The organism is Ralstonia sp. UNC404CL21Col (assembly GCF_000620465.1).
Taxonomy (GTDB): Bacteria; Pseudomonadota; Gammaproteobacteria; order Burkholderiales; family Burkholderiaceae; genus Ralstonia; species Ralstonia flatus.
Map to the genome: position 1 here is coordinate 117,263 of NZ_JIBE01000003.1, position 19,387 is coordinate 136,649.

Annotated in this window: 17 protein-coding genes; all 17 read right to left on the reverse strand. The window is 65.5% G+C overall.

Going from position 1 to position 19,387, the window contains the following annotated elements; genetic code table 11:
• Positions 1 to 34 precede the first annotated feature (34 nt).
• The 17 genes from N511_RS0100585 to N511_RS0100670 all read right to left on the reverse strand — a co-directional run bounded on the left by N511_RS0100585 (position 35) and on the right by N511_RS0100670 (position 19,354).
• Complete coding sequence (locus N511_RS0100585; RefSeq protein WP_004626558.1) at positions 35 to 250, reverse strand: TOBE domain-containing protein; 216 nt, start codon at positions 248 to 250, stop codon at positions 35 to 37.
• Positions 251 to 320: 70 nt separating this feature from the next.
• Positions 321 to 1,160: an ATP-binding cassette domain-containing protein gene (locus N511_RS0100590; protein ID WP_027677525.1), complete on the reverse strand. Its 840-nt coding sequence runs from the start codon at positions 1,158 to 1,160 to the stop codon at positions 321 to 323.
• Between the two features lie 19 nt (positions 1,161 to 1,179).
• A complete protein-coding gene (ssuC, locus tag N511_RS0100595; protein ID WP_037026170.1) occupies positions 1,180 to 2,028 on the reverse strand; it encodes an aliphatic sulfonate ABC transporter permease SsuC in 849 nt (282 codons plus the stop codon).
• A gap of 18 nt (positions 2,029 to 2,046) precedes the next feature.
• Positions 2,047 to 3,210, reverse strand: coding sequence for an FMNH2-dependent alkanesulfonate monooxygenase (ssuD, locus tag N511_RS0100600; RefSeq protein ID WP_027677527.1), 1,164 nt, complete (start codon positions 3,208 to 3,210; stop codon positions 2,047 to 2,049).
• 43 nt (positions 3,211 to 3,253) lie between these two features.
• Positions 3,254 to 4,285: a sulfonate ABC transporter substrate-binding protein gene (locus tag N511_RS0100605; protein WP_027677528.1), complete on the reverse strand. Its 1,032-nt coding sequence runs from the start codon at positions 4,283 to 4,285 to the stop codon at positions 3,254 to 3,256.
• 5 nt (positions 4,286 to 4,290) lie between these two features.
• Positions 4,291 to 5,283, reverse strand: coding sequence for a sulfonate ABC transporter substrate-binding protein (locus tag N511_RS0100610; protein ID WP_027677529.1), 993 nt, complete (start codon positions 5,281 to 5,283; stop codon positions 4,291 to 4,293).
• 117 nt (positions 5,284 to 5,400) lie between these two features.
• Complete coding sequence (gene ssuE, locus N511_RS0100615) at positions 5,401 to 6,024, reverse strand: NADPH-dependent FMN reductase (RefSeq protein WP_004626546.1); 624 nt, start codon at positions 6,022 to 6,024, stop codon at positions 5,401 to 5,403.
• Between the two features lie 37 nt (positions 6,025 to 6,061).
• The gene (locus tag N511_RS0100620) at positions 6,062 to 7,069 is read right to left on the reverse strand and encodes a sulfate ABC transporter substrate-binding protein (RefSeq protein WP_027677530.1); all 1,008 of its coding nucleotides are present in this window, start codon (positions 7,067 to 7,069) and stop codon (positions 6,062 to 6,064) included.
• Positions 7,070 to 8,310: 1,241 nt separating this feature from the next.
• Entirely contained in the window at positions 8,311 to 10,899 is a 2,589-nt protein-coding gene (clpB, locus tag N511_RS0100630; protein WP_027677531.1) for an ATP-dependent chaperone ClpB, read from the reverse strand.
• 170 nt (positions 10,900 to 11,069) lie between these two features.
• Complete coding sequence (locus tag N511_RS0100635) at positions 11,070 to 13,247, reverse strand: 3-hydroxybutyrate oligomer hydrolase family protein (RefSeq protein WP_027677532.1); 2,178 nt, start codon at positions 13,245 to 13,247, stop codon at positions 11,070 to 11,072.
• Between the two features lie 159 nt (positions 13,248 to 13,406).
• On the reverse strand, positions 13,407 to 13,787 hold the full coding sequence (gene crcB / locus N511_RS0100640) for a fluoride efflux transporter CrcB (RefSeq protein ID WP_027677533.1): 381 nt from the start codon (positions 13,785 to 13,787) through the stop codon (positions 13,407 to 13,409).
• Positions 13,788 to 13,802: 15 nt separating this feature from the next.
• Positions 13,803 to 14,324 (reverse strand): molybdenum cofactor biosynthesis protein MoaE, encoded by a 522-nt coding sequence (locus N511_RS0100645; protein ID WP_027677534.1) that lies wholly within the window; start codon positions 14,322 to 14,324, stop codon positions 13,803 to 13,805.
• A gap of 16 nt (positions 14,325 to 14,340) precedes the next feature.
• Positions 14,341 to 14,598: a molybdopterin converting factor subunit 1 gene (gene moaD / locus N511_RS0100650; protein ID WP_009238308.1), complete on the reverse strand. Its 258-nt coding sequence runs from the start codon at positions 14,596 to 14,598 to the stop codon at positions 14,341 to 14,343.
• A 12-nt stretch (positions 14,599 to 14,610) separates the two neighbouring features.
• Positions 14,611 to 15,870 carry a molybdopterin molybdotransferase MoeA gene (locus N511_RS0100655; RefSeq protein ID WP_027677535.1) on the reverse strand — a complete coding sequence of 420 codons (1,260 nt, stop codon included), beginning with the start codon at positions 15,868 to 15,870 and terminating at the stop codon, positions 14,611 to 14,613.
• An 81-nt stretch (positions 15,871 to 15,951) separates the two neighbouring features.
• Positions 15,952 to 16,569 carry a uracil-DNA glycosylase family protein gene (locus N511_RS0100660; RefSeq protein ID WP_027677536.1) on the reverse strand — a complete coding sequence of 206 codons (618 nt, stop codon included), beginning with the start codon at positions 16,567 to 16,569 and terminating at the stop codon, positions 15,952 to 15,954.
• A gap of 4 nt (positions 16,570 to 16,573) precedes the next feature.
• Positions 16,574 to 18,019, reverse strand: a complete 1,446-nt coding sequence (thrC, locus tag N511_RS0100665; protein ID WP_027677537.1) for a threonine synthase — start codon at positions 18,017 to 18,019, stop codon at positions 16,574 to 16,576.
• Between the two features lie 15 nt (positions 18,020 to 18,034).
• Positions 18,035 to 19,354, reverse strand: a complete 1,320-nt coding sequence (locus tag N511_RS0100670) for a homoserine dehydrogenase (RefSeq protein WP_027677538.1) — start codon at positions 19,352 to 19,354, stop codon at positions 18,035 to 18,037.
• Between the last annotated feature and the right edge of the window lie 33 nt (positions 19,355 to 19,387).

A 19,387-nucleotide genomic window follows, 5' to 3' on the forward strand; every position in this document is an offset into this window, starting at 1 on the left:
GGCTCCTTGTTGGGTCGCCGTCTCCTCCCCGTCCTTACAGTTTGGCGATCGAGACTTCAGTCGCCTTCACCAGCGCAACCACTTCGCTGCCGATCTTCAGGCCAAGGCTATCGACCGAGCGCGTGGTGATGACCGAGGTGACGATGCCCGCCGGCGTCTCCACGTCGATCTCGGAGAGCACGTCGCCCCGGATGATCTCCTTGATCTGCCCGCGAAACTGGTTGCGTACGTTAATCGCTTGAATGCTCATGATGTTCCTTCTTAGGTGACAACGGCACTACGTGCCAATGAATGTTTTCAGGAGAAAGGTTTGCAGCGCCTTACACGGCCCAGCGCACGGCGGTGGCAGACACGTCAAACGGTGATGCCCACGCCGTGTGCGGGCGCACATCGGTCACTTCATTCGGATCGATCTTGCGCTGCATCACGCGGTTGAGGATCGCTTCTTCCAGCCGGGCAAACGCGGGCGAACCACGATGGCGCGGACGCGGCAGGTCGATGCGTTCGTCCAGCGCGATGCGGCCGTCTTCGATCAGCACCACGCGGTCGGCCAGCGCCACCGCTTCGGCCACATCGTGCGTGACGAGCACGGCCGTAAAGCCCAGGCGCTGCCACAGGCCTTCGATCAGGTTCTGCATGTCGATGCGGGTCAGCGCGTCCAGCGCGCCCAGCGGTTCGTCCAGCAGCAGCAGGCGCGGTCGATGCACCAGTGCACGCGCCAATGCCACGCGCTGGCGCTGCCCGCCCGACAGGCGCGCCGGCCATTCCCCTGCCCGCTCGGCCAGACCGACTTGCGCGAGCACTTCGGCGGCCTGCGCGCGCTGTGTTTTCGGCAAGCCGAGCGCGACGTTGTCGAGCACTTTCTTCCACGGCAGCAGGCGGGCGTCCTGGAACATCACGCGAGCATCGTCGTGCAGGCCGTCTTCGGCATCGCCATCGCGACGCAGGTGGCCATCGTCAATGCCTTCCAGCCCGGCGATCAGCCGCAGCAGCGTGCTCTTGCCGCAGCCGCTGCGCCCGACGATGACGACAAACTCGCCCGGGGTGATCTCCAGATCGATGCCGTGCAGCACTTCACGGTCGCCATAGCGTTTGACGACGTGCTCGATGTGCAAGGCGGTGCCGGCCAGCGCGGCGTGTTCAGTGGCGTTGCTTTGCATGCGTCTCTCCAATTCAGCCTCAGGCCGCTGCTTGATAACCAGGGTGCCAGCGCAGCCAGAAGCGCTCCAGCGCACGCGAGAGCAGATCCGCCAGCTTGCCCAGCAGCGCGTACAGCAGGATGCCCAGCAGCACGACGTCGGTCTGCAGGAACTCGCGCGCATTCATCGTCATGTAGCCGATGCCGGCCTGCGCAGACACCGTCTCCGCCACGATCAGCGTCACCCACATCAGGCCGAGCGAAAACCGCACGCCCACCAGGATCTGCGGCAGCGCACCGGGCAGGATCACCTCGCGATACAGCTGCGCACGCGACAGGCCGTAGCTGCGGGCCATCTCCACCAGGGCCGGATCGACCGAACGGATGCCGTGATACGTATTCAGGTAGATCGGGAAGAACACGCCCAGCGACACCAGGAACAGCTTGGCCGATTCGTCGATGCCGAACCACAGGATCACGAGCGGAATCAGCGCCAGCACGGGAATGTTGCGGACCATCTGCAGCGTGGTGTCGAGCAGGGTCTCGGCAGTGCGGAAGGTGCCGGTCAGCAAGCCCAGCGCCAGCCCCAGCGAACCACCGATCGCAAAGCCCAGCAGCGCGCGCCACGTGCTCACGGCCACATGCGTCCACAGCTCACCCGAGCGCGCCAGCGCCACGGCGGATTTCGCCACGTCCAGCGGTGCCGGCAGGATGCGGTTCGACAGCCAGCCCCATTGGGCCGAGGCCTGCCACAGCACCAGCAGCACAAGCGGCACGATCCACGGCGCCAGGCGTTGCTGGGCGGTGCGCAGGAAGGCGTTTGCCTTTGCCTTTGCCTTCGCCTTAGCCTTCGGTTTCGATGTTGATTTGGATTTCGACTCGGATGCCATCGCCCTGCTCCTCCCGGCTCAGCTTGCCGCCACGCGCGGCACGATGCCGGTGGCAATCACTTCGCCAAACGGGCCGTTCAGCACATTGCCCGGCAGCTTGTCGCGCACCGAGCGCGGCAACAGCGGGAACACCAGTTCGGCAAAACGGTAGGCCTCTTCCAGATGCGGATAACCGGACAGCACGAACGTATCGATGCCCAGCTCGGCGTATTCCTGCATGCGCGCGGCCACGGTTTGCGGATCGCCCACCAGCGCCGTGCCGGCACCGCCGCGCACCAGCCCTACGCCGGCCCACAGGTTCGGGCTGATCTCCAGATCCGCACGCGTGCGCTTGACACCATTGGCATGCAGCGCGGCCATGCGCTGCTGGCCGGCCGAATCCATCTTGCGGAACGCCTCCTGCGCACGTGCGACGGTGTCGTCGTCGAGCTTGCTGATGAGCTTGTCTGCGGCAGCCCAGGCTTCATCGTCCGTCTCGCGCACGATCACGTGCAGGCGGATACCGAAGCGCACGGTGCGGCCATGCTTGGCAGCGCGCGCCCGCACGTCGGCCAGCTTCTCGGCCACGGCGGCAGGCGGTTCGCCCCAGGTGAGATAGGTGTCGACCTGCTCGGCTGCCAGTTCATGTGCTGCTTCCGACGACCCACCGAAATACACCGGGGGATGCGGCCGCTGCACGGGCGGATACAGCACCTTCGCGCCCTTCACGCTGAGATGCTTGCCGGTGTAATCCAGCGCGGCGCCTTCGTGGCTGGCCGCCAGGGTTTCGCGCCAGATGCGGATGAATTCTTCCGAGGCTTCGTAGCGTTGCGCGTGGTCCAGGAACAGGCCATCGCCGGCCAGCTCCGACGGGTCACCACCGGTGACGAGGTTCACCAGCAAGCGGCCGTTCGACAGACGGTCGTACGTGGCCGCCATGCGGGCCGCCAGCGTCGGCGCCATCAGCCCGGGGCGCACCGCCACCAGGAAACGCAGGCGCTTGGTGACGGGAATCAGGCTTGCGGCCACGATCCACGGGTCTTCGCACGAGCGGCCGGTGGGAATCAGCACGCCCTCGTAGCCGAGCGTATCGGCGGCCACGGCCACCTGCTGCAGATAGGTTTGATCGACCTGGCGAGCGCCCTCGGCAGTGCCGAGATAACGGCTGTCGCCGTGCGTCGGGATGAACCAGAAAACTTGCATGACAGCTCCTTGGACTGTGTTGTTCTCAGATCAACGCAACAACTCAAGCGCGGGCGATGGCCAGTTGCGCCGGGGTCGGGTGCCAGACCAGTTCGACCGGCTTGACCGGGCGCGGAATCAGCCCCAGCCCGTGGAAGGCATCGGCCACGCGCTGCTGCTCGGCCACCGCTTCGGGCGTGACCGGCCGCACGGGCGAAGGCGGCCGACGCGACAGGAACAGATGCACCGTCGCCAGCGACAGCCCGGAGAACTCTGCAATGCGCTGCGCGGCTTCCTTGCGGTTCTCCTGCACGAGGCGATCGGCGCGCGACAGCTCTGCAAAGATGGCGGCGATGGTGTCGCCGTGCTTTTCCGTAAAGGCCGTCGGCGCGAAGTAGAACGAGTTGTTGGACGACAGCGTGCGCCCGGTGGCCAGCACGCGCGGCTTGATCGCCAGTTCCGTGGCGGCGTAGTACGGATCCCAGATGCCCCAGGCGTCCACGCTGCCGCGCTCGAAGGCGGCGCGCGCGTCGGCCGGCGTCAGGTACACGGGCTGGATGTCGGCAAAGCTCAGGCCGCCCTTCTGCAGGCCCCGCACGATCAGGAAATGCGCGCTCGAACCCTTCTGCAATGCCACGCGCTTGCCCTTCAGGTCGGCCAGCGTCTTGAGCGTCGAATCCTGCTGCACGAGGATGGCCGAGCTGTCCGGCTTGGGCGGCTCCACGCCGACGTAGCGCAAATCCTTGCCGGCAGCCTGCGCGAACACCGGCGGCGTATCGCCCGTGATGGCGAGGTCCAGACTGCCCGCAGACAGCGCTTCGAGCTGCTGCGGCCCGGCCGGAAACTCCAGCCAGCTGATCTTGGTGCCCGGAAAGCGCTGCTCCAGCGCCCGGTTTTCTTTCACGATGACCAGGTTGACCGCGCTCTTCTGGAAACCGATGCGCAGTTGCGCGGGCGGCGTCACCTTGGGCAAGCCTGCCGCGGCCGGGGCGGCGGTTGCGGCATTGGCAGCGTGCGCGACCGGCCCCAGCGTGGCAAGCGATGCGCCCGCCACGGTGGCGCTCAGCAGACGGCGGCGTTGGATGTCGATCGTCATGGCAATCAGCGCGCGGCCTGTTGGGTGGTCGGCTGCCACGCAGCATCGGCCACCTTGACGGGACGCGGAATCAGCTTGAGTGCGTGGAACGTATCGGCAATGCGCTGCTGGTCGGCCAGCGCCTCGGCCCCGACCGGCTGGATGCCGTAGGCAATGCGCGACACCGAACGCGCCACCACGGCCGGCTCCAGGCCGAGCTGCGGGCCGAGAATGGTCGTCACATCCTTCGGGTTGGCCGCGGCCCAGGTGTCGGTCTTCTTCAGTTCATCCAGCACGATGTTCAGCACATCGGGCCGTGCGCCCGCATAGCCCTTCGAGGCCAGGAAGTACTGCGAGTTGTTGACCACGCCCGTGCCGTCGGCCAGCACACGCGCGCCCAGCTGCTGTTCAGCCGCGGCAAAGAACGGATCCCAGATCACCCAGGCGTCGACGGCGCCGCGCTCGAAGGCGGCGCGCGCATCGGCGGGCGTGAGGTACACAGGCTGGATATCGCTGTAAGGCACATTGGCCTTTTCCAGCAGCTTCACCAGCAGGTAATGCACGTTCGAACCCTTGTTGAAGGCGACGCGCTTGCCCTTGAGATCGGCCACGCTCTTGAGCGGCGAAGTCTTCGGCACGATGATCGCCTCGCCGGTGGGCGCAGGCGGTTGGTTGCCGACATAGACGAGATTCGCGCCGGCAGCCAGCGCGAAGATCGGCGGCGCTTCACCCGTGGTGCCGAAATCGATGGCGCCCACGTTCAGGCCTTCCAGCAATTGCGGGCCCGCCGGAAACTCGGTCCACTTCACTTCGATGCCCTGGGCGGCAAGGCGCTTTTCCAGCGTGCCGCGTGCCTTGAGCACCGTCAGCGTGCCGTATTTCTGATAGCCGATGCGCAGTTGCTTGGCAGCGGTCGGGGGCGGCGCATCGCTGTTGGCAAATGCGGCGGGCGCGCCGAGCGTGGCAAGCAGCGTGGCGGCAATGGTCAAAGTCCTGCGCAGGGGCGAATGGGTTTTCATGGCAAGTTCGGTCGATGCGGGGTGTATGGGCGGCACGATCCGCGCGCAGCGGCTGCGCGGCGTGACAACAACGGGAAAGCAGTGAGCGGCGTGTGTAACGGCGGCGCGGTCAGCGCATCACGCCAGACATCGCATTCGTTCTTCGTCGGCGGCCTGGAACGTGGCACGCACCGCGCTGCGGCTCGAAACGATGACCTGCGCCACGGCCGGATGCCGTGCCAGCGCCAGCGCCTGATGCACGCGCTCCACGCCGTCATCCAGGCGCTGCTGCAGCGACGGGTCAACGGTCACGCCGTCATCTGCCACAACGATCTGCGAGTCGACTGCAAAGATGCCCGGCAGGATCGAGCGCGCCGCCAGCGCCGTCAGCACGGGACGCAGCGCGTAGTCGATCGCCAGCGTGTGGGCGAGGCTGCCGCCGGTGGCAATCGGCAGCACGACCTTGTCGCGCAGCCCGCTCTGCGGCAGCAGATCAAGAAACGTCTTGAGCAGCCCGCTGTAGGCCGCCTTGTAGACCGGCGTGGCAAGAATCACCACGCCCGCCGCTTCCACCCGCGCCACCGCATCGGCGATGGCGGGGTCGGACACTTGCGCGCCGAGCAGCGCGTCGGCCGGAAGGCTGCGCAGGTCCAGGTGGTCCGCCTGCTCGCCGGCGCGTTCGAGCTGCGCACGCACGTGGCCCAGCAGGCGTGCAGATCGCGATTGCGCCGAAGGGCTGCCGGAAATCGTCAGGATTTGCATGATGCGGATCACCCGATGTCGTTACGTCGTGTGGGCCTTACTTGCCCGGTTGATAGAGCTGATCGAACTGCCCGCCGTCGGCAAAGTGCGTCTTTTGCGCCTTCTGCCAGCCGCCGAACGTGTCGTCGATGGTCACGAGCTTCACCTTCGGGAATTCGCTCTCGTGCTTCTTGGCCACGGCCGGGTCCGTCGGGCGATAGAAGTTCTTCGCACCGATCTCCTGCCCTTGCGTCGTGTACAGGAACTTGAGATAAGCCTCCGCGGCCTTGCGCGTGCCCTTCTTGTCGGCCACCTTGTCCACCACCGCCACCGGCGGCTCGGCCAGGATGGAAATCGACGGCACCACCACGTCAAACTTGTCCTTGCCTTCCACGCGCGCCGCCAGCAGCGCCTCGTCTTCCCACGCGATCAGCACGTCGCCGATACCGCGCTCGGTAAAGGTGGTGGTCGCACCGCGCGCGCCCGAATCGAGCACCGGCACGTTCTTGTAGAGCTTCTGCACGAAATCCTTGGCGGTGGCGTCCGAACCGCCCGGCTGCTTCAGCGCATAGGCCCAGGCGGCCAGGTAATTCCAGCGTGCACCGCCGGAGGTCTTCGGATTCGGCGTGATGACGGCGATGCCCGGCTTGACCAGGTCATTCCAGTCCTTGATGCCCTTCGGGTTGCCCTTGCGTACCAGGAAGACGATGGTCGACGTGTACGGTGAGGCGTTGTGCGGCAGGCGCTTCTGCCAGTCCTTGCCGGTCAGGCCCTTCTCGGCGATCGCGTCGATGTCGTAGCCCAGCGCCAGCGTCACCACATCGGCATCCAGCCCGTCGATCACGGAGCGCGCCTGCTTGCCCGAACCACCATGCGAAGCGCGCAGGGTGATGTCCTCACCCGTTTCGGCCTTCCACTTCTTGGCAAATTCGGTGTTGATTTCCTTGTACAGCTCGCGCGTCGGGTCGTACGACACATTCAACAGTGTCGTTGCCGCATGCGCACCCACGGTTCCCCCCGCCACGATGGCAGCCGCGATGGTATTGAACACAAACTTGCGAATCATCTTGCAGCTCCGTTTCTGATCTCTGATGGATTTGGAATAGGAGCAAGACTACCGAGCGGGTCTTGTACGGGGAACGAATGGTTTCAGGGAATGTTCATCGTTTTTTGCATAAAGGCGGGGTTGGGGGCTGCGCGGATGCAAAGCAAAGGGCCGCGAGCGGGCGTGCGGGCGTGGTGCTTGAGGGTCAAACCCTCGGCGCTGGATGTCGGAGACTCGAGCTTGGGCCTTGGACAGCGGGACTCCAGGGGTTTGGGGTGGAGGTCGGGCCTTGGAGAGACGTTGGGTCGACTGTTTTTGGGTGGAGCTTGAGGGTTGGAGGGTGGAACTTGAGGGTTTTAGGGTGACGCTTGAGTGTTGGAGGGTCGAGATTGAAGGTTTGGGGGTGGAGGTTGGGTCTTTGGGGGTGGAGCTTGAGGGTTTTAGGGTGGAGTTCGGGGCTTGGAGGGTGGAGCTTGAGGGTTTTAGGGTGGAGTTCGGGGCTTGGAGGGTGGGACTTGAGGGTTTTAGGGTGGGGCTTGGGTCTTAGACGGTGGGGCTTGAGGGTTTTGGGGGCGCGGGGGGGGAGTGTCAGGATTTCGGTGTTCAAAAGGGGCTTCCTTGCCGGTTTTTTTGGTGGTGGTGGATCCCTTGTTTCATCCCCTGCCGGGGCTGACTCACTTTCTTTGTCTTGCCAAAGAAAGTAAGCAAAGAAAGGCGCGCCCGATGCGGCGACCCCCTCCTTGAATTTATGTCGCAAGGAGGGAGGGGAGGCAAACTCGCTGCGCTCAGACAAGCCTCCCCTCTTTTTCCTCCTTGCAACAGAAATTCAAGGCGCCGCATAGGGCAGGGAGAAGCCAAACCATCGATCACCTGTGCAGCAGGCACCAACAGCACAACGCGAAGCAAAGCGAGCAACACCAGCAGCAAACCAGTGCCACCCAGGCCAGCACACCGACGGTGTGGCCGTTGACGTTCCTGCCCTTGATGGCGCCTTGGATTTTTGTAAGCGGGCGGAAAAAAGACGGGGAACTGTCTGAGCGCAGCGAGTTTTCCCCGTCTCCGCCCGGTTACAAAAATCCAAGGGGAAGTCGCCATCTCGGGCGCGCCTTTCTTTGCTTACTTTCTTTGGCAAGACAAAGAAAGTGAGTCGCCCCCGGCAGGGGGTGAAACAGAGATGCACCACCAAAAAAACAAAAAGCCAAAAACAAAAAAGCCGCTCCGGAACCCTCCGGAGCGGCTTTTTAACGCACCACTACACAGCCTCAGTGCACAACCCTCTCAAACGAAAACGCCCCATCCCGATAATCCACCGGCACCACATCCTTGGGCGCGAACTTGCCCTCCAGAATCATCCGTGCCACCGGATTCTCGAGCTGCTGCTGGATCGCCCGCTTCAGCGGCCGTGCCCCAAACACCGGGTCGTAACCCGCTGATGCCAGCTTGGCCACCGCCTCGTCGCTGATCTCCAGCGCCAGGTCCATCTGCGCCAGGCGTGCCGACAGACGCTTGAGCTGGATCCGCGCGATCGATTCGATGTTGCGTTGGTCCAGCGCGTGGAACACCACCACCTCGTCGATCCGGTTCAGGAACTCGGGGCGGAAATGCGTCTTCACTTCCTGCCACACGGCACCCTTGATCACATCCGCCGGTTCGGTCGCCATCTGCTGGATGAGCTGCGAGCCGAGGTTCGACGTCATCACGATCACCGTGTTCTTGAAGTCCACCGTGCGGCCCTGGCCGTCGGTCAGGCGGCCGTCGTCCAGCACCTGCAGCAGCACGTTGAAGACGTCCGGGTGCGCTTTCTCCACTTCATCGAGCAGCACCACGCTGTACGGCTTGCGGCGCACGGCTTCGGTCAGGTAACCGCCTTCCTCGTAGCCGACATAGCCGGGCGGCGCGCCGATCAGTCGGCTCACGGAATGCTTCTCCATGAACTCGCTCATGTCGATGCGGATGAGGTGGTCTTCCGAATCGAACAGGAAGCCTGCCAGCGCCTTGCACAGCTCGGTCTTGCCGACGCCCGTGGGCCCCAGGAACAGGAACGAGCCATACGGCTTGTTCTCGTCCGCAATGCCGGCGCGTGAGCGACGGATGGCATCCGACACCAGGCGCACGGCCTCGTCCTGGCCGACCACGCGCTCGTGCAGGCGGTCTTCCATCTTCAGCAGCTTCTCGCGCTCGCCGGTCATCATCTTCGACACGGGGATGCCCGTGGCGCGGCTGACGACTTCGGCAATCTCTTCGGCGCCCACCTGCGTGCGCAGCAGCTTGTTCGGCTGCTTCTGGCCGGCCGACTCGGCGGCGGTCGCGGCCTTCAGCTTGCCTTCCAGCTCGGGCAGCTTGCCGTATTGCAGTTCGGCCACTTTCTCGAGCTTGCCTTCGCGCTGCAGCTTGGTGATCTCCAGCTTGATCTTGTCGATCTCTTCCTTGAGCGCGGCCGCACCTTGCGCGGCGCCCTTCTCGGCCTTCCAGATTTCGTCCAGATCGGCGTATTCCTTCTGCAGGCGTTCGATCTCCTGCTCGATCAGCTCCAGGCGCTTCTGCGAGGCTTCGTCGGTTTCCTTCTTCACGGCCTCGCGCTCGATCTTCAGCTGGATCAGGCGGCGGTCGAGCTTGTCCATCGCCTCGGGCTTCGAGTCGATTTCCATCTTGATACGCGCCGCAGCCTCGTCGATCAGGTCGATGGCCTTGTCCGGCAGGAAGCGATCGGTGATGTAGCGGTGGCTGAGTTCAGCCGCGGCCACGATCGCCGGGTCGGTGATCTCCACGCCGTGGTGCAGTTCGTACTTCTCCTGCAGGCCGCGCAGGATGGCGATGGTCGCCTCCACGCTCGGTTCGCCCACGAGCACCTTCTGGAAGCGGCGCTCCAGCGCCGCGTCCTTCTCGATGTACTTGCGGTATTCGTCCAGCGTGGTCGCGCCGATGCAATGCAGCTCGCCACGTGCCAGCGCCGGCTTGAGCATGTTGCCGGCGTCCATCGCGCCTTCGGCCTTGCCCGCGCCCACCATGGTGTGGATCTCGTCGATGAAGAGGATGGTCTGGCCCTCTTCCTTGGCGATGTCGTTCAGCACGGCCTTCAGGCGCTCTTCGAACTCGCCGCGGTACTTGGCACCGGCCAGCAGGCCCGCCATGTCCAGCACCAGCACGCGCTTGTTCTTCAGGCTCTCAGGCACTTCGCCGTTGACGATGCGCTGCGCCAGGCCTTCGACGATGGCCGTCTTGCCGACGCCCGGCTCGCCGATCAGCACCGGGTTGTTCTTGGTGCGGCGCTGCAGGATCTGGATGGCACGGCGGATCTCGTCATCGCGGCCGATGACGGGGTCGAGCTTGCCGATGCGTGCACGCTCCGTGAGGTCGATGGTGTACTTCTTGAGCGCTTCACGCTGGCTCTCGGCCTCGGCGCTGCCGACGGTCTGGCCGCCGCGCACGGCGTCGATGGCGGCTTCGAGCGGCTTGCGCGACAGGCCGTGTTCGCGCGCAATGCGGCCGGCCTCGCCCTTGTCGTCAGCCACGGCCAGCAGGAACAGCTCGCTGGCGATGAACTGGTCGCCGCGCTTGATGCCTTCCTTCTCGGTCGCCTGCAGCAGGCTGCCGAGGTCTCGCCCCACCTGCACCTGTTCGCCACCCTGCACCTGCGGCAGGTGCTTGATGGCGCGGTCCAGCGCCGTGTCCAGGGCGCCGGTATTGACGCCCGCACGGGCCAGCAGGTTCTTGGTGGCCCCATCCGGCTGGCGCAGCATGGCCAGCAGCAGGTGGACCGGTTCGATGTACGGATTGTCGTTGCCCAGCGCCAGGCTCTGCGCGTCGGCCAGCGCTTCCTGGAAGCGGGTGGTCAGTTTGTCCAAACGCATTAAAAACCCCTTGCGGAAAATGTTTCACTGCTCCGAAAGATAGGGAGCTTCGGTGGCATTTCAAGCGTGGAAACGCGGCTTTTGATGCAGATTTGCGCCAAAACAAACGGCGGCGCGCCTGTCGGCAACGCCGCCGTCCGAAGTGCATCAAAACCGTCGTGGCTATCGCATCAGTTGGGCACCGAGACCGTCGCCACACCGCCCGACACAGTCACCGAGATGCGGTCGCCGGCGGCCGGTGTGCTCGTGAAGTTCGGCACGTTGGCCGCGTTGATGGCCGGTGCAGCACCGGGCGTGCCACCGCGCGGGGTGGTGCGCACCACCTGCGAAGGTGGCAACGGCGTGCCGTTCTTCAGGTTGGCGTACATGGCGTCCAGCGCGCGCTGCTCATACAGCACCAGCGGCACGAACAGCGTGTCGTAGCCAGGCACGAGGTCGATGAAGCCGTCGAAATGCTGCGCGTTCATCACCTCGATATACGACAGCTTGCTCGAGCCGCCCTCCACCTTGGCGTTCAGCCCCAGGTACGGCCGCGAACCATGGTTGACCGGCAGCAGCGCGTCGTTGCGGCCCTGGACGATCAGCGCCGGCTTGCCCTGCAGGTTGCCGGTGCGCAGCGTCTGGCTGATGCCGGTCTGCAGCGACTGCGACGCGGCATCGGCGCCCGTCAGCAGGTTGCGCAGGCACAGCGCGCCATCGAGGTTGGCGGCCTGCGTGCCGGTGGAGTCGACCGACTGGTTGCTGCGCGTCGGGCCGCCCTGGGCGTTGTTGTTGACGAGCTGCACGCCGGAGGTGGGCGGAATGCCGTTGCCAACCGCCGCCATCTGCGCAAGCGCCGTGGCGTTCACCGCCGTCGGATGGAACGACGCATCGGTTGCCGCGAAGCTCAATCCGCACAGGTTGTCGGTCACGCTGGCGCGCGAGAGGGCGTTGCCAAAGGTGGTCGCCACGGACGGGTCGATCTCGTAGAACGACATCGAGGCGTGCACGAGATCCGACTCAGGCTCCCAGCCGTAGGTGCGCATCTTCTGCAGGGCTTCGTCGGCCTGGGCGGCCGCCGTGGTGGAGGTCAGCAGCCCGGCCGCCTTCAGCGCGGCGCAGCGGTTGGCCTGCGCGCCTGCCGGGAACGTCGTGAGGCTGCCAAAGAACGCCTGCGCCGGTGCCGTGGCAACGCTCGCAGACGACGCCGCGCACAGCCGGAACACATTGGCGTAGCTCACGTAGTCGAACAGCGGTTTGCCGGTCGTCGGCAGCGCGGTGCCGCCGCGCACGACCTGCACGCCGGTGTTGGGCGGCAGGTTCAGGCCGGGCTCGCCGACGGCCACCCCGTCGATCCACCCGCCGGTGTCCTGCTCGGCCGCCGCGATGGCTGCGCCGCCGCCATTGGAGATGCTCGACGCGATGACGATGGTGTTGTCCGGACGCACCGGCAACGCGCTGCCCACCAGCGCACCGCTCGTCGCCGAGACCTTGTCGTTGATCGCCCAGAACGCGAACTGCACAGCCTGCAACGTGAACAGACCCCAGTCCTTCTCGGGGTTGCGCTGCGAATGCGCGTGCTTGAACGCCAGCCGGTTCGGCGTGGCCGCGTTGAAGGCAGAAAGCTGGCTGCTGGTGAGCGGCGCGGCAAAGTGCGCGTTCGACCCGGCTGCGCTGCGCGTGGTGCGCGTGCCGTCCTGCAGGGCGACGGTGTCGGTGGCCAGGTCGTGCGGACCGGCGCCGGTGCCCTTGTCGGTATAGGCGACGGCGCACTTGCGCTTGAGGCCCCATTCGCCGGTGGAAATCGCGCCGTAGATGCCGCGCGAGCCAGACGAGGTGGCGGTGATGATGCAGGGGTTGTTGACGTCGAAGCTGTCCGGAATCTGCACGAGCAGCACCACGTTCTGCTGACCGGTGCCGTCGTCGGAGTACGTCACGTATTCGGTGCCGGCGATCATGCCGGAGCCCTGTGTGACGTTGCCGCTCGCGTCGACATTCGGGCCATAGAGCGTGCCGTAGCCGCCCTTGGCCGCCGTGTCGACCAGCGCCCGGTAGTTCGCGTAGATCGCCAGGCGGCGCAGCTCGGCTGGCGTGGGCGCGGTGGGGTTGGCGATAGTCGGTGCGGTGGCGGAAGCCAGCCCGCTTGCTCCCAGGCCGGCGGTCAGCAGGTCGTCCGATACGCCGTCGTACCGCGTGACGGTCACCTTGCCGGCAAAGGCCGGTTTGGTATTGCCCGGCACGTTGTTGCCGTCATTGCTGCCGCCGCAGGCACTCAACACGCCGCAGCCGGCCAGCAGCACGGCACCGGCGGCGATCAGGTTGCTGGGCGAGACGTGCCGTCGCAGGCGCGCCGTTCGGGTGGGTTTCATTGCGTCTCCTTCTCGTTATGGATGGAACAACACAAAGCAAACCCGCGGCGGCCTTCGATACTGCACGTCCCTACTGGACATCCCTAAGCCACCGCAGGCACTACCAGTATGTGAACCAAACTTCTCATTCGCAACTCGATTTGCAGGCGGGGCTTGCGATCAACTGAAGGTGCGCACCGTCCAGAGACCGAGCATCGTGAGGAACAGCGAGCCGCCCAGATGCGCCACGATGTGCAGCGCGCCCATCAGGTGGTCGCCGGCCAGGATGTTGGCGACAACCTCGCTGGAAAACGTCGAGAACGTCGTCAGCCCGCCCAGAAAACCGGTGATGGCCAGCAAACGCCATTCCGGGGGCAGCCCCGCGTGCGTATCGAAAACACCCACCGCGACGCCGATGAGGTAGCCCCCCACCAGATTGGCCGCCAGCGTGCCGTACGGCAAGGCCGGATTGATGGCGTTCAACAAGACGGCGAGCGCCCAGCGCAACCAGGCTCCCAGCGCAGCACCCACCCCAACTGCCAGAAAGCCCATTCCGCTCATGCGGTCGCGTCCTTGTTATTCGTAGTCGTTGGGTTGCGCCGATGCGCCGGGCTGGTCAGCCGTGCGTGTCGCGGCGTTGGAGGTGGCAATGCCCCAGCGGGCGAGCGCCTTGTCGTCGGTGACACGCGCGTCGACCCAGCGCGCGCCTTCGGGCGTCTGTTCCTTCTTCCAGAACGGCGCCTCGCTCTTGAGGTAATCCATGATGAATTCGCACGCGGCAAAGGACTCGCCGCGATGCTTGGACGCCACCGCCACCAGCACGATCTGGTCTTGCGGCTTGAGCTTGCCAACGCGGTGGATGACGAGCGCGTCGATCAATTCCCAGCGCTGCATGGCCGCGCTCACGATGTCGGCGAGCGCCTTTTCGGTCATGCCGGGATAGTGCTCCAGCTCCATCTCCGACACGCCCGTGCCGTCGTTGATGTCGCGCACGGTGCCGATGAAGCTGGCCACCGCGCCAATGTTCGAGCGGCCGGCACGGAGCGCTGCAATCTCGGCGCCGAGGTCGAAGTCGGCTTCCTGCACGCGGACGGACATGTTTGGTCTCCCGCGCTCAGCCGCCGGTCACCGGCGGGAAGAAAGCGACTTCGCAGCCGTCGTGCACGGCGGTATCGGCCGGCACGATCTGATGGTCGACCGCCATGCGCAGCGCACGGCCTTCGGCCAGGGTTTCACCCCAGACCGGGCCGCGCTGCGCGAGCCAGCGGCGCACATCACCCACGGTGCGCACGGCCTCCGGCACGACCACCTGCTCCTGCGAGGTCCCCAGCTGTTCACGCACACTGGCAAAGAAACGAAGCTCGATCTGCATGGCCATCGCTCCTTACACCAGGCCTGCAAACGGCAGGAAGCTGACGACATCGCCCGGCGCGATCGGCTGGTTGGGCGGGTTGTCGATCAGGCCATCGCCCCACACGGTGGAGGTCAGCACGCCCGAACTTTGATTCGGGAAGAGGTCCAGCCCGCCGTTGGCATTGATGCGCGCCCGCAGGAACTCGTTGCGGCGATCCCCCTTGGGCAGCGCAAAGTCTGCGCGCATCGGGATGCGCTTCGGTGCCACGTCGGCCACGCCCTGCAGGCGCAGGATGAACGGCCGCACGAACAGCAGGAAGGTGACGAAGCTCGACACCGGGTTGCCCGGCAGGCCAATGAAAAATGCGGTCGGGCCGCCCACCATGCCTTCGGGGCGGCGCACCTCGCCAAAGGCCAGCGGCTTGCCCGGCTTGATGGCGATCTGCCAGAGGTTCAGGCGCCCTTCGGCTTCCACCGCGGGCTTGATGTGGTCTTCCTCGCCCACCGACACGCCGCCGGAGGTGATGATGAGGTCGTGCGCCTCGGCCGCTTCGCGCAGCGTGTCGCGCGTGGCTTGCAGCGTGTCGGGCACGATGCCGAAATCGGTGATGTCGCAACCGAGGTTTTCCAGCAGCGCGCGCAGCGTGAAGCGGTTGGAGTTGTAGATGGCGCCGGGCTTGAGCGGCTCGCCGGGCATGGCGAGTTCATCGCCGGTAAAGAACACGGCCACGCGCGGACGGCGCACGACGTGCAGATTGGCGCAGCCCACCGAAGCCGCCAGGCCCAGTTGCTGCGGGCCGAGGCGCGTGCCGCGCGGCAGGATTTCGGCGCCGTCGGCGATGTCCTCGCCGGCGCGACGGATCCATTCGCCGGACTCCGGCACGTGGTCGATGACGACGGTGCCCGTGTCCGGGTCAGCCTTGCATTGCTCCTGCATGACGACCGCATCGGCGCCCGGCGGGATCAGCGCGCCGGTGAAGATGCGCGCCGCCTCGCCCGCATTCAGCGGCTGGCCGACATGGCCGGCGGGAATGCGCTGCGCCACCTTCAGGCGCGTGCCCGGCGCGGTGATGTCGGCGGCGCGCACGGCGTATCCGTCCATCTGCGTGTTGTCGGCGGGCGGCACGTTCAGGCTGCTGCGCACGGCCTCAGCGAGCACGCGCCCGTTGGCATGCAACGTCGACACGGTTTCGGTCTCGTGCAAAGCGCGCACTGCGGCAAGCAGTTGCGACAGCGCCGCATCGAGCGTCAGCAAGGACGGTTTGACGGCGGGAGCATCGTTGGCGGACATGCGGGAATGGGAAAGCAGAATCGAAAAGGAGATTTCGATTGTATCGGTTCCAGGCCGATGCCATGCATCAGCCCGGGCGTATCAAGCGAATGCGTCGGCCAGCGCCGCCCGCAGCGCCGGCACGATGTGCGCGTCGAACCACGGGTTGTGTTTGAACCAGGCCAGGTTGCGTGGGCTCGGATGCGGCAGCGGAAACAGCACGCGGCCGTTAGCGTCGTGCACGGGCCCGTTGCGCACGACGTCGGTCAATGACCAGTCGCGCGGCACATCGAGGTAGTTGCGCTGGGCATAGGTGCCCACCAGCAGCGCGAGCCGCACATCGGGCATCGCCGTCAGCAGCGGCCGGTGCCATTTGGGCGCGCATTCCGGGCGGGGTGGCAAATCGCCGTTCGCGCCGGTGCCCGGAAAGCAGAAACCCATCGGCACCACGGCGATGCGGCGGTCGGCGTAGAAATCGTCGTACGAGATGTGCAGCCACTGACGCAGGCGGTCGCCCGAGCGGTCGTTCCACGGAATACCCGTCTCGTGGACGATGCGGCCCGGGGCCTGACCGATGATCAGGACACGGGCGCGGCGGTCCGCGACGACAACAGGGCGAGGCTCGTGTGCCAATGCGCCCTGGCACTCACGGCAGGCACGGATGTCGTGCAGGCAGCGCTCGAAGGCTGCTCCGGCGACGTCATCCGGCACTGCTTGCATCGTTTTAGAGACCGGTGTGCTGGGCGATATAGCCCTTGATGCGGTCAACGTCTGCCGGCATGACTTCGAAACGCTGCGGCAGTGACTCGATATCGGCGTAGCCAGCCGGGCGCTCCGGCTCGCGGTCCAGCGCTTCGCGAATGGTGTCGCCAAACTTGGCCGGCAACGCCGTTTCCAGCACCACCATCGGCACGCCCGGCGTCAGGTTTTCGCGCGCCACTTTCACGCCGTCAGCGGTGTGGGTGTCGATCATCGTGCCGTACGTGGCAAACACGTCGCGGATTGTATCGACGCGGTCGTCGTGGGAGCTGCGGCCCGAGACAAAGCCGAACTCGGCGATGCGGTCGAACTCCGGCTTGCCCGTCATCGAGAAACCGCCCTTTTCGTCCACGTCGCGGAAGAGTTGCGCGAGGCGTGCCGGATCACGATCCAGCAGGTCGAACACGAAGCGCTCGAAGTTCGACGCCTTGCTGATGTCCATGCTGGGGCTGGAGGTGTGGTACGTCTGGGCGGCCGAACGCACGCGGTACGTGCCGGTGCGGAAGAACTCGTCGAGCACGTCGTTCTCGTTGGTGGCCACGACCAGCTTGTCGATCGGCAAACCCATCATGCGTGCGATGTGGCCCGCGCAAACATTGCCGAAGTTGCCCGACGGCACGCAGAACGACACCTTGTCGCCAATCTTCGGGGCGGCAAGCAGGTAGCCCTTGAAGTAATAAACGACCTGGGCAACGACGCGTGCCCAGTTGATCGAGTTGACCGTACCGATCTTCTGGCGGGCCTTGTAGTCGAGATCGTTCGACACCGCCTTGACGATGTCCTGCGCGTCGTCGAACACGCCTTCGATGGCGATGTTGAAGATGTTCTTGTCTTGCAGGCTGAACATCTGCGCGGTCTGGAACGCGCTCATCTTGCGATGCGGGCTCAGCATGAACACGCGCACGCCGCGCTTGCCGCGCATGGCGTATTCGGCGGCGCTGCCCGTGTCGCCGGAGGTGGCGCCGAGGATGTTCAGCTCGGCGTGCTCACGATCGAGCGCGTATTCGAACAGGTTGCCCAGCAGCTGCATCGCCATGTCCTTGAAGGCCAGCGTCGGGCCGTTCGACAGGCACAGCAGCGACAGCGACGTGCCGCCCTCCTCGCCCAGCTTGTGCAGCGGGGTGATGTCCGCGGTGTTGTCGCCCGCGCGTGCGTTGCAGTAGACCTCGGGCGTATAGGTACGGCGGGTCAGTGCGCGCAGGTCGTCTTCCGGAATGTCGGTGGCGAACTTGCGCAGGATCTCAAAGGCGAGGTCGGCGTACGGCAGGTCGCGCCAGCGGGTCAGCTCCTCAACGCTGACTTGCGGATACTGCTCGGGCAGGTACAGGCCGCCGTCCGGCGCCAGGCCGCCCAGCAGGATGCGGGAGAAACTTTGCGGCTCTGCATGGCCGCGGGTCGATCGGTATTGCATGCTCGTGTCCTGCGCTTAGTTCAGTTCTTCCATGCGGATGCGCGTGACCTTCGACAGCACGGTCGGCAGCGCTTCGATGGCGGCGATGGCAGCGTTCACGCGCTTCTCGACCGTCACGTGCGACAGCATGATGATGTCGGTCTGCGGCTCGCCTTCGCGCGATTCCTTCTGCAGCATGGCGTCGATCGAGATGCCGCCTTCGGCCAGGATGCGCGTGATGTCGGCCAGCACGCCGGTTTCATCTGCCACGCGCATGCGCAGGTAGTAGCTCGAACGCACTTCGTCGATCGGCAGCACGGGCGTATCGGACAGCGCGTCCGGCTGAAACGCCAGATGCGGCACGCGGTGTTCCGGGTCGGCCGTGTGCAGGCGCGTCACGTCCACCAGATCGGCGACGACGGCCGAAGCGGTCGGCTCGGCGCCGGCGCCCTTGCCGTAGTACAGCGTCGGGCCGACGGCATCGCCGTTGACGACCACGGCGTTCATCGCGCCCTCGACGTTGGCGATCAGGCGCTTGGCCGGCACCAGCGTCGGATGCACGCGCAGCTCGATGCCAGCCTCGGCACGGCGCGTGATGCCCAGCAGCTTGATGCGGTAGCCCAGTTCTTCGGCATAGCGAATGTCGACGGCTTCCAGCTTGGTGATGCCTTCCACGTAGGCACGGTCGAACTGCACCGGCACGCCAAACGCGATGGCGCTCATGAGCGTCAGCTTGTGCGCGGCGTCAAAGCCCTCGATGTCGAAGGTTGGATCGGCCTCGGCGTAGCCCAGGCGCTGGGCTTCCTTCAACACGGTGTCGAAGTCCAGGCCCTTGTCGCGCATCTCGGACAGGATGAAGTTCGTGGTGCCGTTGATGATGCCGGCGATCCACTCGATGCGGTTGGCCGTCAGGCCTTCGCGCAGTGCCTTGATGATGGGGATGCCACCGGCCACGGCGGCTTCGAATGCCACCATCACGCCCTTGTCCTGTGCGGCCTTGAAGATCTCGTTGCCATGCACGGCCAGCAGCGCCTTGTTGGCGGTGACAACGTGCTTGCCATTGGCGATGGCGCGCAGCACCAGCTCGCGCGTCAGGTCATAGCCGCCGATCAGTTCCACGACGATATCGATCTCGGGCGAATCCACAATCGCAAACGGGTCGTTCACCACCGGCACGGTCGCACCGGCTTCCTGCACGATGGCGCGCGCGCGGTCGAGATTGCGAACGGCAATCATGGCGACTTCAATGCCGCGACCCGCGCGACGGCGGATTTCTTCCTGGTTCCGTTGCAGAACCTTGAGGGTACCGCCACCGACGGTACCGAGCCCGAGCAGGCCGATCTTGATGGGATTCATGAGACGTGTCGTAGAGAAACGAAAAAGCGGAGA